The organism is Kosakonia arachidis (assembly GCF_900116535.1).
In the GTDB taxonomy this organism is placed as follows: Bacteria; Pseudomonadota; Gammaproteobacteria; order Enterobacterales; family Enterobacteriaceae; genus Kosakonia; species Kosakonia arachidis.
Genome location: NZ_FPAU01000004.1, coordinates 550,744 through 564,502 on the forward strand (window position 1 = coordinate 550,744; position 13,759 = coordinate 564,502).

The 13,759-nt window shown below is 53.1% G+C and carries 15 protein-coding genes; 11 read left to right on the top strand and 4 right to left on the bottom strand.

All coding sequences use genetic code 11. The features are described 5' to 3' along the window. The first annotated feature begins 97 nt into the window (after nucleotides 1-97). Nucleotides 98-1,909: a phosphogluconate dehydratase gene (edd, locus tag BM427_RS17565; RefSeq protein WP_090123676.1), complete on the top strand. Its 1,812-nt coding sequence runs from the start codon at nucleotides 98-100 to the stop codon at nucleotides 1,907-1,909. A 37-nt stretch (nucleotides 1,910-1,946) separates the two neighbouring features. Next, complete coding sequence (kdgA, locus tag BM427_RS17570) at nucleotides 1,947-2,588, top strand: bifunctional 4-hydroxy-2-oxoglutarate aldolase/2-dehydro-3-deoxy-phosphogluconate aldolase (RefSeq protein WP_090123677.1); 642 nt, start codon at nucleotides 1,947-1,949, stop codon at nucleotides 2,586-2,588. A gap of 71 nt (nucleotides 2,589-2,659) precedes the next feature. Here the strand turns inward: kdgA and purT are convergent, their stop codons facing one another. Further along, nucleotides 2,660-3,838 carry a formate-dependent phosphoribosylglycinamide formyltransferase gene (gene purT / locus BM427_RS17575; RefSeq protein WP_090123678.1) on the bottom strand — a complete coding sequence of 393 codons (1,179 nt, stop codon included), beginning with the start codon at nucleotides 3,836-3,838 and terminating at the stop codon, nucleotides 2,660-2,662. Between the two features lie 132 nt (nucleotides 3,839-3,970). On the opposite strand from purT, the gene BM427_RS17580 reads away from it, so the two are divergent. The 3 genes from BM427_RS17580 to ptrB all read left to right on the top strand — a co-directional run bounded on the left by BM427_RS17580 (nucleotide 3,971) and on the right by ptrB (nucleotide 7,199). After that, nucleotides 3,971-4,309: a YebG family protein gene (locus tag BM427_RS17580; RefSeq protein ID WP_090123680.1), complete on the top strand. Its 339-nt coding sequence runs from the start codon at nucleotides 3,971-3,973 to the stop codon at nucleotides 4,307-4,309. Nucleotides 4,310-4,372: 63 nt separating this feature from the next. Further along, the gene (gene yebF, locus BM427_RS17585; RefSeq protein ID WP_090123681.1) at nucleotides 4,373-4,723 is read left to right on the top strand and encodes a protein YebF; all 351 of its coding nucleotides are present in this window, start codon (nucleotides 4,373-4,375) and stop codon (nucleotides 4,721-4,723) included. A 415-nt stretch (nucleotides 4,724-5,138) separates the two neighbouring features. Continuing rightward, nucleotides 5,139-7,199 carry an oligopeptidase B gene (gene ptrB / locus BM427_RS17590; protein WP_090123682.1) on the top strand — a complete coding sequence of 687 codons (2,061 nt, stop codon included), beginning with the start codon at nucleotides 5,139-5,141 and terminating at the stop codon, nucleotides 7,197-7,199. Here the strand turns inward: ptrB and exoX are convergent. Together exoX and BM427_RS17600 are read right to left on the bottom strand one after the other, a co-directional pair. Then, nucleotides 7,196-7,858, bottom strand: a complete 663-nt coding sequence (gene exoX / locus BM427_RS17595) for an exodeoxyribonuclease X (protein WP_090123684.1) — start codon at nucleotides 7,856-7,858, stop codon at nucleotides 7,196-7,198. The two genes, ptrB and exoX, sit on opposite strands and share 4 nt — an antisense overlap. An 11-nt stretch (nucleotides 7,859-7,869) precedes the next feature. Then, on the bottom strand, nucleotides 7,870-8,100 hold the full coding sequence (locus tag BM427_RS17600) for a DNA polymerase III subunit theta (protein ID WP_090123686.1): 231 nt from the start codon (nucleotides 8,098-8,100) through the stop codon (nucleotides 7,870-7,872). Between the two features lie 137 nt (nucleotides 8,101-8,237). Between BM427_RS17600 and yobA the strand changes: the two genes are divergently transcribed. The 4 genes from yobA to blc all read left to right on the top strand — a co-directional run bounded on the left by yobA (nucleotide 8,238) and on the right by blc (nucleotide 10,858). Further along, on the top strand, nucleotides 8,238-8,612 hold the full coding sequence (gene yobA, locus BM427_RS17605) for a CopC domain-containing protein YobA (protein WP_090123687.1): 375 nt from the start codon (nucleotides 8,238-8,240) through the stop codon (nucleotides 8,610-8,612). Between the two features lie 3 nt (nucleotides 8,613-8,615). Next, a complete protein-coding gene (gene copD, locus BM427_RS17610; protein ID WP_090123688.1) occupies nucleotides 8,616-9,485 on the top strand; it encodes a copper homeostasis membrane protein CopD in 870 nt (289 codons plus the stop codon). Between the two features lie 18 nt (nucleotides 9,486-9,503). Then, nucleotides 9,504-9,842: a YebY family protein gene (locus tag BM427_RS17615; protein WP_090123690.1), complete on the top strand. Its 339-nt coding sequence runs from the start codon at nucleotides 9,504-9,506 to the stop codon at nucleotides 9,840-9,842. Between the two features lie 485 nt (nucleotides 9,843-10,327). After that, nucleotides 10,328-10,858, top strand: a complete 531-nt coding sequence (gene blc / locus BM427_RS17620; RefSeq protein ID WP_090123691.1) for an outer membrane lipoprotein Blc — start codon at nucleotides 10,328-10,330, stop codon at nucleotides 10,856-10,858. Nucleotides 10,859-10,975: 117 nt separating this feature from the next. Here blc and BM427_RS17625 read toward each other — a convergent pair whose 3' ends face one another. Next, entirely contained in the window at nucleotides 10,976-11,764 is a 789-nt protein-coding gene (locus BM427_RS17625; protein WP_090123693.1) for a MipA/OmpV family protein, read from the bottom strand. 124 nt (nucleotides 11,765-11,888) lie between these two features. Here BM427_RS17625 and BM427_RS17630 point away from each other — a divergent pair, with 124 nt between their 5' ends. Together BM427_RS17630 and BM427_RS17635 are read left to right on the top strand one after the other, a co-directional pair. After that, nucleotides 11,889-12,584, top strand: coding sequence for a response regulator (locus tag BM427_RS17630; RefSeq protein WP_090123694.1), 696 nt, complete (start codon nucleotides 11,889-11,891; stop codon nucleotides 12,582-12,584). Further along, nucleotides 12,581-13,759 carry a sensor histidine kinase gene (locus BM427_RS17635; RefSeq protein ID WP_090123696.1) on the top strand — a complete coding sequence of 393 codons (1,179 nt, stop codon included), beginning with the start codon at nucleotides 12,581-12,583 and terminating at the stop codon, nucleotides 13,757-13,759. Before BM427_RS17630 ends, BM427_RS17635 begins: the two co-directional genes overlap by 4 nt.

The following is a 13,759-nucleotide window of genomic DNA, read 5'->3' on the forward strand; positions in this document are numbered from 1 at the left end:
CCTTTGGGGCTTGGCGCTTCGGTGTTTACAGTCTGATAACTAAGGCTTATAGCATTGTTGACGCAGTCCCCCGGACAGATAAATTTCAGGAGCACTTATGAACCCAGCAATGTTACGCGTAACAAATCGTATTATTGAACGTTCGCGTGAAACCCGCTCAGCCTTCCTTGCACGCATCGAACAGGCAAAAACAAACACCGTGCGCCGTTCCACACTGGCCTGCGGTAACCTGGCCCACGGATTTGCGGCCTGCCAGCCTGACGACAAAGCCTCCCTCAAAAGCATGTTGCGCAACAATATTGCCATTATCACTTCCTACAACGATATGCTTTCCGCTCACCAGCCTTACGAAGTGTATCCGGAGATTATCCGTAAAGCGTTGCATTCGGTGAACGCTGTGGGTCAGGTAGCGGGCGGTGTTCCGGCAATGTGCGACGGCGTAACCCAGGGGCAAGACGGTATGGAGCTCTCCCTGCTGAGCCGCGAAGTGATTGCGATGTCGGCTGCGGTGGGGCTTTCTCACAATATGTTTGACGGCGCGCTTTACCTGGGTGTATGCGATAAAATCGTCCCCGGGCTGGCCATGGCGGCGCTGTCATTTGGTCATTTACCTGCGTTGTTTATCCCGTCTGGTCCGATGGCGAGCGGTCTGGCAAATAAAGAGAAAGTAAGGATTCGCCAGCTTTATGCGGAAGGTAAAGTCGATCGTATGGCGCTGCTCGAATCAGAAGCGGCGTCATATCATGCCCCAGGTACCTGTACGTTTTACGGCACGGCAAACACTAACCAGATGGTGATCGAGTTTATGGGTATGCAACTGCCTGGCTCATCGTTTATCCATCCAGATGCGCCTCTGCGTCGTGTACTGACTGAAGCTGCAGCCCGTCAGGTGACCCGCCTGACCGGCAATGGCAACGAGTGGATGCCGCTTGGTAAAATGATTGATGAAAAAGTCGTGGTTAACGGTATCGTCTCGCTGTTGGCGACAGGCGGCTCCACCAACCACACCATGCATCTTGTGGCGATGGCGCGTGCCGCAGGGATCATCATCAACTGGGATGATTTCTCTGATCTTTCTGATGTGGTTCCGCTGCTGGCACGTCTTTACCCGAATGGCCCAGCGGACATTAACCACTTCCAGGCGGCTGGCGGTGTACCGGTGCTGATGCGTGAACTGCTGAAAGGCGGTCTCTTACATGAAGACGTTCACACCGTGGCGGGTTTTGGTCTGACGCGCTATACCCAGGAACCGTGGCTCAACAATGGCGAGCTGGATTGGCGTGACGGCGCGACCGCATCGCTGGATGCTAACGTCATTGCGACCATCGATCAGCCGTTCTCGAAACATGGCGGCACCAAAGTGCTGAGTGGCAATCTGGGGCGTGCGGTGATGAAAACCTCGGCGGTGCCGGTTGAAAATCAGATTATTGAAGCGCCAGCGGTGATTTTTGAAAGCCAGCATGATGTTTTACCGGCCTTCGAAGCAGGTCTGCTGGACCGTGATTGCGTGGTGGTTGTCCGTCATCAAGGGCCAAAAGCCAACGGCATGCCAGAATTACATAAACTCATGCCACCACTTGGTGTATTATTGGACCGCCGTTTCAAAATAGCACTAGTTACCGATGGACGGCTGTCAGGCGCATCAGGTAAAGTGCCATCGGCGATCCACGTTACACCAGAAGCATACGATGGCGGATTGCTGGCGAAAGTGCATGATGGCGATATTATCCGGGTTAACGGGCAGACAGGCGAGTTAACGCTGCTGGTTGATGACAACGAACTTGCCGCACGTCAGCCGCATATTCCTGACCTGAGCGCGATGCGCGTGGGCACAGGCCGCGAATTGTTCGGCGCGCTGCGGGAGAAACTCTCCGGTGCGGAGCAGGGCGCAACCTGTATCACTTTTTAAAACGATAAGATTTAGTTCTGGCGAGAGAAAAACTCTGATGAAAAACTGGAAAACGAGCGCAGAAGCAATTCTGAAAACAGGTCCGGTAGTACCGGTGATTGTAGTGAACAAACTGGAACACGCTGTGCCGATGGCTAAAGCGTTGGTTGCTGGGGGTGTTCGCGTACTGGAAGTCACCCTACGTACAGCTTGTGCAATTGATGCTATCCGCGCTATCGCGAAAGAAGTGCCCGACGCAATCATCGGTGCCGGTACGGTACTGAACCCGCAGCAACTTGCGGAAGTCACTGCTGCTGGTGCGCAGTTCGCTATCAGCCCAGGCCTGACCGAGCAGCTGCTGAAAGCCGCGACCGAAGGTACAATCCCGCTGATCCCGGGCATCAGTACCGTTTCTGAATTGATGCTGGGCATGGACTACGGTCTGAAAGAGTTCAAATTCTTCCCGGCGGAAGCAAACGGTGGTACTAAAGCGCTGCAGGCGATTGCGGGTCCGTTCTCTCAGGTTCGTTTCTGCCCGACAGGTGGAATCTCCCCGGCTAACTACCGTGATTACCTGGCACTGAAAAGCGTACTGTGCATCGGCGGTTCCTGGCTGGTTCCGGCAGATGCGCTGGAAGCGGGTGATTACGATCGCATCACTAAACTGGCGCGCGAAGCAGTAGAAGGCGCGAAACAGTAATCTGGCGGGTGGATATTTACCCGCCTTGTGCAGAAAGGCCCGGCAGGCGATGAGCGCCTCCGGGCTTTTTTTTAGCCCTTAACCTGAATTGCCGCTGCGGCGGTAACCGCGCGTTCTACAGCCGCTTCGACACTTTCAGCCACGGCCAGCGCAACGCCCATGCGGCGCGAACCGTCGATTTCAGGTTTGCCAAAAAGGCGCAGTTGCACTCCGGCGGCGAGCGCATTTTGCACATTATCGAAGATCACATTGTGGCTGCTCAGGCGCGGCAGAATCACTGCTGAAGCTGCCGGGCCGTACTGGCGGATGTCGCCAATCGGTAAACCGAGGAAGGCACGGACATGCAGTGCGAACTCCGAGAGATCCTGGGAAATCAGCGTCACCATCCCGGTATCATGCGGGCGAGGAGAGACTTCGCTGAAAATCACTTCATCGCCGCAAACAAACAGCTCAACGCCAAACAGCCCATAGCCTCCCAGTGCCAGCACGACTTTGCTGGCAATCTCCTGCGCACGCTCCTGCGCCAGTGGCGACATCTGCTGTGGCTGCCAGGATTCGCGATAATCACCCTCTTCCTGGCGATGGCCAACCGGCGCGCAGAAATGGACACCATCAACGGCGCTGATGGTCAGAAGCGTGATTTCAAAATCAAAGTTAACCACGCCTTCGATAATCACTCGCCCGGCACCTGCGCGGCCGCCCTGTTGGGCGTATTCCCAGGCTTTTGTCAGTTGCTCCGCATTTTTAATAAAGCTCTGTCCTTTACCGGAGGAGCTCATCACCGGTTTTACGATACAGGGCAAACCTATCTCAGCGACGGCATCGCGGAACGCCGCTTCACTGTCGGCAAAGCGGTAGCTGGATGTTGGTAACTGCAACTCTTCCGCAGCCAGGCGACGAATACCTTCACGGTTCATTGTCAATTTTGTAGCACGGGCGCAGGGCACCACATGCTGGCCTTGCGCTTCCAGCTCCAGCAGTGTGTCGGTGGCGATAGCTTCGATTTCAGGCACGATAAAATGCGGTTTTTCTTGCGCAACCAGCGCCTTCAGCGCATCGCCATCAAGCATATTGATCACATGTGAACGGTGCGCCACATGCATAGCCGGTGCATCGGGGTAGCGATCAACCGCGATCACTTCAATGCCCAGTCGTTGGCATTCAATAGCCACTTCCTTACCCAGTTCGCCAGAGCCGAGTAACATCACGCGAGTTGCTGCAGGGCGCAGCGCAGTACCTAAAAGAGTCATAGCATCTTACCGTTGGGAAAAAAACTGGGCGCAGTATAAGCGAAAACGTTTGCGTCTGTCTTTTATCCCTTGCGATGCTTTTTTCATCGCGCTATTATACTGTATAAATACACAGTTGAATGAGGCTGCATCATGGCGGTAGAAGTTAAATACGTAGTCATTCGTGAAGGTGAGGAAAAAATGTCTTTTGCCAGCAAAAAGGAAGCTGATGCTTACGATAAAATGCTCGATCTGGCGGAGGTGCTGGGCGACTGGTTAGGTACCGGCCCGGTAGCACTGGAAGATGAGATGCGCGATCAAATGGCGTTGTGGCTTGCCGAACAAAAAGACGCGTTGAGCGGCATTCTGAAATCCGGCAAATTACCCGGCGCTGAAGCGGAAGAACCTGCTGCCGCCGCTGCTTCTGAGGATGCTGAACTGACAGACACGGTGGATATTAAAAGCGCACAGAAGCGCGCGAAAGTCGCCTGATCTTGCACTGCCAGCAATTTGTACCATGCTTTTGACTGGACACGTATGTACCTGGAGATAAGCATGAAAATAGCAGGAGTTTTTGCAGGTCTGCTTTTGCTGGCAGGCAATACCATGGCACACGCTGCAACGGACAAAGCGGTAAAGTTTCCTTCATGTGAAGGCCTTGATGCCGATGGGATCGCGGCCAGCGTTAAGCGTGACTATCTGCAAAATCGCATTGTGCGCTGGGCAGACGATCAGAAAAAACTGGGTCAGGCTGATCCGGTCGCTTGGGTGAACCCGAAAGAGATCGTCGGTAAGCGCGATAAATGGATGGTACCGCTCACAGTCCGCGGTAAAAGTATGGATATTCACTACCGTGTTACCGTTGATTGTAAAGCGGGTTCAGCAGAATACCAGCCGCAGCCGTAACGCGATAATCTCCTCATCTTTTGCCCGCTTACAGACACTTCCTGATATCCCCCTCGCTTACTCTGGCTAACCACACATTGATAAGCGAGGGCATTATGAACTGGTTGAATCAAATACAGCCGCTGCGGGATTCGAAAGATAACGCGGATCCCTCATCTTCGGGTGTGTAGGGAGTATATAAACTACCTGGTTTTTGCGGCGAAAAGTGATGGTCATATCGGCGACAAAGAATGCGCCGCTATCTGAAGGTATTAGGATATGCGTTACAGACCCTGCAGGCTGTTCGTGAGGAAATAGAGGAGGATATACAGCAGCAAAAAATTACCGTTTGATCCTGATTACAGTGTGGTTTCGCTTGCATCACGCGCGGGTTTTGCCAACCTTACAAGAGTGTTAAACAAAAAAGAACAATACTATGCCGCCGAAAGCAAAACAGATCCCACATGCGATCACCACGCATGACGATACGCGCGTTGATAATTATTACTGGTTACGGGATGACACCCGCTCGCAGTCAACGGTACTAGACTATCTGCGTCAGGAAAATGATTACGGCCGCGAAATGATGGCGTCGCAGCAGGCGCTACAGGATGACGTGCTGCAGGAGATCATCTCGCGCATACCGCAACGTGAAGTTTCCGCGCCCTATGTCAGAAATGGTTATCGCTATCGGCACATTTACGAACCGGGTAATGAGTATGCAATCTACCAGCGTCAGTCGGTGCTGAGCGCTGAATGGGATGAATGGACGGTGCTGCTGGATGCCAACCAGCGAGCATCACACAGTGAGTTCTATACGCTTGGGGGGCTGGAAATCTCGCCTGACAATGCCATCATGGCGATAGCCGAAGACTTTTTATCACGTCGCCAGTATGGTTTGCGTTTTCGTAATCTTGATACTGGCAACTGGTACCCGGAAGTGTTGGATAACATCTCGCCGGATTTTGTCTGGGTCAACGACTCCGAAACGCTCTACTATGTGCGTAAACACGCTACCACGCTGTTGCCTTATCAGGTGTGGCGCCACACCGTTGGCGAACCGGCGCAGCAGGATGAGTTGGTGTATGAAGAGCAGGACGACACCTTCTATGTTGGTTTAGGAAAAACGACCTCGCAGCACTACATCACAATCCACCTTTCCAGCGCTACCACCAGCGAAGTGCTGCTTCTCGACGCAGAGCTACCTGATGCGCAGCCGCTCTGTTTTTTGCCAAGACGCAAAGAGCATGAGTACAACCTTGATCATTTTCAGCACACTTTCTACCTGCGTTCTAATCGCGAAGGCAAAAACTTTGGCCTCTATCGCACTAAAGTGCGGGATGAAAGGCGTTGGGAAGTGCTAATCCCGGCGCGCGAACAGGTGATGTTGGAAGGGTTTACGCTCTTTACCGACTGGTTGGTGGTTGAGGAGCGGCAGCGCGGCTTAACCAGCCTGCGGCAGATCAACCGTAAGACTCGGGAAGTGGTGGGCATTGCGTTTGACGATCCGGCATATGTTACCTGGTTGGCGTATAACCCAGAACCGGAAACCTCGCGTTTACGCTACGGTTATTCGTCGATGACCACGCCTGACACGCTTTTTGAACTGGATATGGATACCGGTGAGCGGCGGGTGCTGAAGCAAGTTGAGGTCGCTGGTTTTAATGCCAGCGACTATCGCAGTGAACACCTGTGGATCCACGCCAGAGATGGTGCCGAAGTGCCGGTCTCACTGGTTTACAACAAAACCTTATTCCGCAAAGGCGAAAATCCACTGCTAGTCTACGGGTATGGATCCTATGGTGCCAGTATGGATGCAGACTTTAGTAGTAGCCGCCTGAGTCTGCTCGATCGAGGCTTTGTGTTTGCTATCGCCCACGTACGCGGCGGCGGTGAGCTGGGGCAATCGTGGTATGAAGCGGGGAAATTCCTCAACAAGAAAAATACCTTCAATGATTTTATTGATGTCACCGATTCACTACTGGCGCAGGGATATGGTTCACCGCTTTTCTGCTACGGCATGGGGGGAAGCGCTGGTGGTATGCTGATAGGCGCAGTTATCAATGAGCGTCCGGCGCTATTTCATGGCGTTATTGCTCAGGTGCCCTTTGTCGATGTCGTGACCACCATGTTGGATGAATCTATTCCGCTAACCACGGGTGAGTTTGAAGAGTGGGGGAATCCACAGGATGAAACGTACTATCACTACATCAAGGGCTACAGCCCGTATGATAACGTCGAAGCTCACGATTACCCGCACATGCTGGTAACGACCGGGCTGCATGATTCACAGGTACAGTACTGGGAACCGGCGAAGTGGGTGGCAAAACTGCGTGAGTACAAAACGGACAATAACTTGCTGTTACTCTGTACAGATATGGATTCAGGGCACGGAGGGAAATCCGGCCGTTTTAAATCCTATGAAGGTGTGGCACTGGAATATGCTTTTCTGATTGCACTGACACAGGGCACTTTACCCGGCTACGGGGTACATTAATCGTCGCCGATATAGTGCTTTAACGTCAGTCGCAGTTCCGGGCTCATTCGCTCAAGGTTATTGAACAGCCAGCGCAAGTAACCCGGATCGCGGTCGGCGATCTCAGATACTGCTTTGCCGCGGTATTTGCCGAACGTGAAGGTGCTTACCAGTGCCGGGCGGCCTGTCATGGTCGCCATCTGATCCGGCGTCCAGCCGGAAACCTGCATAATGTCGATCAGCAGCGCGGCGGTGATATAACAATCGTATAACGCTCGGTGATGATGCAGACCAGGCGGCGTCTGTACGCTCAGTTTTCGGGATTTATACAGCGCCATGTTGCTGTATTTGATGCCCGGCCAGAGACGGCGCGCCAGCTTCATGGTGCAGATCCATTCGCCTGGCATTTCAGGCAGCACGCGGCGGTCAAAACTGGCGTTATGCGCCACGTACCAGTTACTGCCATAGTAGTGCGGCACAACTTCTTCAATCCACGGTTGATTAGCCACCATCGCTTCTGTTATGTGATGGATGGCCATCGCCTGGGGACTGATGGGGCGATCGGGCCGGACCAAATGGCTCAGCGGATTGACTATCTTTCCGTCAACCACGTCAACGGAGGCAATTTCCACAACTCCGCCTTGCAGGTCGCAGGTTTCGGTATCGATAACACGTAACATAACCCGCTCCGTTATTTAGCTTTAGGCTCATAAGGCAGACGCGAAAGCGAAACAGAAGCCAGACGATGAGCGATTAAACGTTCGCGAAACCAGTTACGCAGGTGCTCCGGCTGTTCACGCTCTATGGCTTCCGCTATCACCGGCATGTTGTAGCGCTCTTTAAAGGCAACGCCTGCAGCAGCAAGATCGACATTGATCTTGTCCATCTCTTCCTGTCCAAGCTGCGCAAGATTGGTAATCATGATTTTCTCCTGGGTTAACGCGGCAAAAGTTACTAAGCCTGGTGCAGAAAGACAAGTACACCCGCAATGATACTCGACGGAAATATTGTACAGGGTTATTCTTTTTCCTAAATGTATACCAAAAAGGAATGAACTCCATGTCCCTCTCTGCTTACGCACACTGGCAAACAGCGGTGCTCATCGCCAGCCTGTTTACGGCACCCGCTGTGCTGGCACATGCGCATCTCAAGGGGCAGTACCCGGCCGCCGATGCGGTGGTAACCGCTGCACCACAGGCGCTAACGCTGGATTTCTCGGAAGGTATTGAACCGAAATTTAGTGGCATCTCGTTAACTGGCGCGCAGCAACAAATTATCAGGACCGGTGCGGTAAAGCGCAATGAGAATGACCAAAAGCAGATGATCGTTCCGCTGGAACAACCTTTGACGCCGGGCAATTATACCGTTACCTGGCACGTGGTTTCCGTTGATGGGCACAAAACCAGCGGCCTGTATCACTTTGCTGTGAAGTAACAAATGCTGGAGACCGCTTTTGTTGGGTTGCGATTTGTGCATTTCGCTGCGCTGATGCTCTCGTTTGGCTGTGCACTGTTCAGCGCGTGGCTGGTTCCGCGCAGCCTGGAGCGTCTGATTACCCGACGCTTTCTTCCTCTTCAGCGTGGATGTTTATGGCTGAGTGCTCTTAGCGCAATCCTGATGTTCGCTTTCCAGGGCGGATTAATGGGGGAGGGTTGGGGAGATGTCTGGCAACCCTCAACCTGGCTGGCGGTAGCGGCGACCGGCTTTGGTACGATCTGGGCGTGGCAAATCATCATTGCCCTCCTGACGCTGATAAGCATATTCCTTCAACCTCAACAACAGCGGCGCATCTTCGCACTGCTGGCTATACAGTTTCTACTGGCTGCGGGAGTCGGACACGCGGCAATGCGCGAAGGGGCAATGGGCGTTCTCCAGCGTGGCAATCATGCGCTGCATCTGCTTTGTGCGGCGATGTGGATCGGCGGATTGCTGCCGGTACTGTTTTGCATGCGTCTGGCCCGTGGGCAGTCACGTACGGCGGCCATCTCGGCCATGCTGCGTTTTTCCCACTATGGCCATTTTGCGGTTGCGGGCGTACTGGTAACCGGTGTGGTCAATACGCTATTGATCGAAGGCGTAGAGCGTCCCTGGCAAAATGACTGGGGGAGAATGCTGTTGCTGAAGTGTGCGCTCGTGGCGCTGATGGTGGTAATTGCCCTTGTGAATCGGTATGTTCTGGTGCCGCGTCTGAATCCGCATCATGATGCTGCGCGACAGCGATTTATCGTCCTGACCTGGGCCGAACTGGGGCTGGGTGCGCTGGTGCTTGCTGTGGTGAGCCTTTTTGCAACATGGGAACCTTTTTGACTGAACCAGGCGGAAAGAATGAAAAAAAACGTATTAGGACTGTTAATGCTGACATGTTCAGGTGTGGCGCTTGCTGCACCACAGGTGATCACCGTCAGCCGCTTTGAAATAGGCAAAGACAAATGGGCATTTGATCGCGAAGAGATCATGCTGACCTGTCGTCCAGGACATGCGCTTTATGCCATCAATCCCAGCACGCTGGTGCAATACCCGCTGAATGATGTGGCGGAAAAGCAGGTCGCCAGCGGCAAAGCCAGTGGGCAACCGATCAGCATTATTCAGGTTAATGATCCCGCGAAACCTGGTGAAAAGATGAGCCTTGACCCGTTTATCGCCCGGGCAGAGAAACTTTGTTAACGGGCTACATTAATTGACTGATATTCAATAAAAAACCGCAAGCTTGTCTGAGCAAATCTTGCGGTTTTAGCATTTTTTAGCATGACGATGCGCGAATTTTTCTGACCACTTTTGTCGCGGACTGGAAAAGCTGCCGCCGTCATCTATTCTTAAAGTGCCAGGCGACTTAGCCTGCATTAATGCCAACTTTTAGCGCACGGCTCTCTCCCAAGAGCCATTTCCCTGGACCGAATACAGGAATCGTATTCGGTCTTTTTTTATCTGCATTCGTCCATGGAATCTATCGGTTCCCTCTGAAATATTCACCAGGCTCATGCATATCGACAAAACGATAACATACTCTTCACCGCGCGCGTCCAGGTATTTTTTCGTCATAGCGATGTTTTATGACTGAGCATATGCTGAGAAGCATCTCCCTATACATAATCTATGCTGAGCATACGTTATCCACACTACTCTTGATGCCACAGAGAAAAGGAACGCACATGAAATTCTGGCCTGTTTTGACTGGCGTAGCGATTGCACTGACGTTGGTGGCTTGCAAGTCGCCTACTCCGCCGAAAGGTGTACAGCCCGTTACTGGCTTTGATGTCAGCCGCTATCTTGGCAAATGGTACGAAGTTGCACGGCTGGAAAACCGCTTCGAGCGGGGCCTGGAGCAGGTCACCGCGACCTATGGTCAGCGCCGAGACGGAGCAATTAGCGTGCTTAATCGGGGTTACGATCTGCAAAAGCAAAAATGGCGTGAGAGCGAAGGCAAAGCCCTGTTTACCGGCTCACCAACGACCGCCGCGCTGAAGGTCTCGTTCTTTGGCCCGTTCTATGGCGGCTATAACGTTATTGCTCTCGATGATGACTATCAGTACGCGCTGGTGAGTGGGCCAAATCGCGATTACCTGTGGATCCTCTCGCGTACGCCGACCATTCCGGATGCGGTGAAGCAAACTTATCTCGCAATTGCGCAGCGTTTGGGTTTCCAGGTCAACAAACTCCATTGGGTTGTGCAAATCGACTAGCGCAGTAAATACGCTCTTCGGATGTTGCAGAAAAGCCGAAGAGCGGCTTATGTCCGTAATGATCGCGTTATCAGGGCTACGTGGGCAGACGAGGGCGTGTCTTCCCTTCTTAACCGACTAGAATGTATAAAGAAAGGCCAACTCGCCAGTACCTTCATTACGGCGCTGCACCAGTGGGCTGTCTGCAGCATGGTCGCTCAACCAGCTATCACCGACACTCATCATTACCCCCCAGTGCTCATTAAATTGATGATTCCACATCAGGTTACTGTCCACCCCATAGAACCCCCCCTCTGCAGCATAGAGAGCATACCGACTACGCAGACTTTGCTCTCTGCTGACGCCATAAAAGGTATTCATGTAACGGCTATCGCCAAATAGCGCAACAGACTGAAAAACAAGGGTATCGCTGGCGGTTTGCAGCGGAATTAACATCAGCGATGTCTGGTATTGCACGCCCTGGCCGTCGGTAAGGGGAAGGGTGGCTTTTCCTTCAATGTTAAGCCAGGGGGTAATGCTCCAGCCGACAGCCATTGCCGTATTAAGGGTGGCATCAATGTTACCCATCCCTTTTAAATTGTTTGCGCCATCGCGCCAACTCGAGTTGCTATCGGCACGTCCCAGCCCATAACCGAGCGTATGTTCGAGATAGAGACCGTTCTCGGCCTGCAAGTCGTAGCCCAGCCCTTTTTGCGAATCAAAAAAGAGCGCGTTCCAGCGTGCCTGTATTACAGGAACAATTTGCAGACGTTGTTGGTCTGAGCCACTGTAGCGAGGGCCATATTGCCCCCCGATGCCAAGGGTAAACGCATTTTGCGCTGCGGCATCCTCATCAGCATGAGCTGAAAATGCGAAGGCGGCCAGTAATGGACTGCTCCTGTACAATGCGGTTTTTATCGATATCATCACATCTCGCTTATTGGGGAATATGCTGTTTCGGCAAGGTTTTACCATCTTCTGAGTACGGAAGATATCCGGCTCATATCAATAAACGGTCAGGAAAGTGTTAAGAAACGGTCAAGGTGAGAAAATGTTGTCCCGAAAAATTCTTGTGATCGAAGACGATGTCGATGCGGCGAACGTGCTGGAAGCCTACCTGCGTCGTGAAAATTATGATGTATCGTTGACCGTCGATGGCCTTAGCGGGCTTGAGCTGGCTCAACGCTGGAAGCCCGATCTAATCCTGCTGGATGTGATGTTGCCGGGAATGAATGGTACGGAAGTGCTGGCGGCTCTCCGCCGCAAAAGCGACGTACCGGTGATTATGGTGACGGCGATGGGCGATACTCCCGATCGTATCGGCGCATTGCGTTACGGTGCGGATGATTATGTCGTAAAACCCTACCATCCCGGCGAAGTGGTGGCTCGCGTGCAGGCGGTGCTGCGACGCACTGGCCGCACCGAAACGCGAGAAGAGATCCTGCGCTGGCAGCATCTGGAAGTGAACACCACCGCAATTACGGCAGCGGTCATGCAGCCGGATAACATCGAGCGTTTTCTCGAACTGACGCCAGCAGAGTTTTCGATTTTAACTACGTTACTGCGCCATCCAACGCGACCTTTCTCACGCCAGTTCCTGCTTGAGCAGTGCCTGCCAGAAAGCGAGGCGCTGGAAAGGGTCGTTGATACCCACGTTTATAATTTACGCAAAAAACTGGAAAATGCGGGTGTAACGGGCGTTTTAGCCAATGTGCGTGGGGTCGGCTACAGGTTCCGGCAGCCATGAAAAAATCGGTTCATCAGTCGTTCTGGCGCTGGATTTGCGGGCGTATCCTTGCGCTGGCGATCGGTTCTGTCATCATTATCGCGTTATGTATGTGGTTGCGCTACGCCGTGCAGAATTTCTGGGTGTTGCACCATATGCCTGCCCCGGTACGCACTGAATTTATTGCCCTGAAAGACAACCCGCAACTCAATCCGTCGCGCTTCCACGATATTGTCGATACATGGTGGGGGTTGAGCTATTCCACGCCCTCGATTGCCTCTGCGGACTGGATAATGGTCGCAGTGCTGGTGCTGGTGATGATCCCCTTTATTGTCATTATGGGGCTTCGCTATGCTCGGCCATTGGCGCTGCAATTCAGCCGTTTGCGCGATGCGGCCGACGAAGTCACGCACGGACAGTTTGGCAGCCAGGCGGAGCTGGTAAAAGAAGCACCTGAAGAAATGGTGCGATTTGCCAGCGACTTCAACAGCATGACGCGCCAACTGGCGAGATATGAGCGCGAGCTTCGGGCTTCGCATGTGGCAATGGCACATGAACTGCGTTCGCCGCTGACGGCCGCTATTGGTCGTTTGCAGGGCATGTTGGATGGGGTGTTTGAACCGAGCGAAGCGCAACTGGGAATGGTTATGAAGCAGTTGCACTATCTTAGCCAACTGACGGATGAACTCCACCTTTTGTCACTGGCTGATGCGGGACAGCTTACGCTTACGCTCCAGCCAGTGTCTCTGGCGGAACTGTTAAATGAGCGCGCGGCATGGCTGAAACCGCTGGCTGATAGTAATGGTCTGACGATTACCGTTTCCGCAAGTGCGCCTTCGATGTTCATTGGCGACGCGTTTCGCCTGGGGCAAATTTTTACCATTTTGATGGAAAATGCGCTGCGCTATGGTCGGCGGGACGGCCATTTATCCATCATTCTTCAACAACAGAATAACGCCTACTGGATTGATTTTGAGGATGATGGACCGGGTGTGACGGTAGATTTCCTGCCGCTGATGTTTGAGCGCTTCACCCGCGCAGAAACGTCGCGGGCGCGGCATTCTGGAGGCAGTGGCCTCGGGCTCTCGATTGCGCGCGCCATCTGCCATGCGCATGGCGGCAGCATCAGCGCTGCATTACCGGAAAAAGGGGGCCTGAAAGTCAGTATCTCGCTTCCCACAGGTACGGCGGGGTAA

What these genes read in the sequence shown, in the direction of transcription:
- purT (WP_090123678.1), bottom strand. Translation starts at nt 3,838, where the DNA reads ATGACTCTTTTAGGTACTGCGCTGCGCCCTGCAGCAACTCGCGTGATG.
- BM427_RS17600 (WP_090123686.1), bottom strand. Translation starts at nt 8,100, where the DNA reads ATGATTACCAATCTTGCGCAGCTTGGACAGGAAGAGATGGACAAGATC.
- BM427_RS17635 (WP_090123696.1), top strand. Translation starts at nt 12,581, where the DNA reads ATGAAAAAATCGGTTCATCAGTCGTTCTGGCGCTGGATTTGCGGGCGT.
- kdgA (WP_090123677.1), top strand. Translation starts at nt 1,947, where the DNA reads ATGAAAAACTGGAAAACGAGCGCAGAAGCAATTCTGAAAACAGGTCCG.
- BM427_RS17625 (WP_090123693.1), bottom strand. Translation starts at nt 11,764, where the DNA reads ATGATATCGATAAAAACCGCATTGTACAGGAGCAGTCCATTACTGGCC.
- BM427_RS17615 (WP_090123690.1), top strand. Translation starts at nt 9,504, where the DNA reads ATGAAAAAAAACGTATTAGGACTGTTAATGCTGACATGTTCAGGTGTG.
- edd (WP_090123676.1), top strand. Translation starts at nt 98, where the DNA reads ATGAACCCAGCAATGTTACGCGTAACAAATCGTATTATTGAACGTTCG.
- ptrB (WP_090123682.1), top strand. Translation starts at nt 5,139, where the DNA reads ATGCCGCCGAAAGCAAAACAGATCCCACATGCGATCACCACGCATGAC.
- blc (WP_090123691.1), top strand. Translation starts at nt 10,328, where the DNA reads ATGAAATTCTGGCCTGTTTTGACTGGCGTAGCGATTGCACTGACGTTG.
- exoX (WP_090123684.1), bottom strand. Translation starts at nt 7,858, where the DNA reads ATGTTACGTGTTATCGATACCGAAACCTGCGACCTGCAAGGCGGAGTT.
- BM427_RS17580 (WP_090123680.1), top strand. Translation starts at nt 3,971, where the DNA reads ATGGCGGTAGAAGTTAAATACGTAGTCATTCGTGAAGGTGAGGAAAAA.
- copD (WP_090123688.1), top strand. Translation starts at nt 8,616, where the DNA reads ATGCTGGAGACCGCTTTTGTTGGGTTGCGATTTGTGCATTTCGCTGCG.
- yobA (WP_090123687.1), top strand. Translation starts at nt 8,238, where the DNA reads ATGTCCCTCTCTGCTTACGCACACTGGCAAACAGCGGTGCTCATCGCC.
- yebF (WP_090123681.1), top strand. Translation starts at nt 4,373, where the DNA reads ATGAAAATAGCAGGAGTTTTTGCAGGTCTGCTTTTGCTGGCAGGCAAT.
- BM427_RS17630 (WP_090123694.1), top strand. Translation starts at nt 11,889, where the DNA reads ATGTTGTCCCGAAAAATTCTTGTGATCGAAGACGATGTCGATGCGGCG.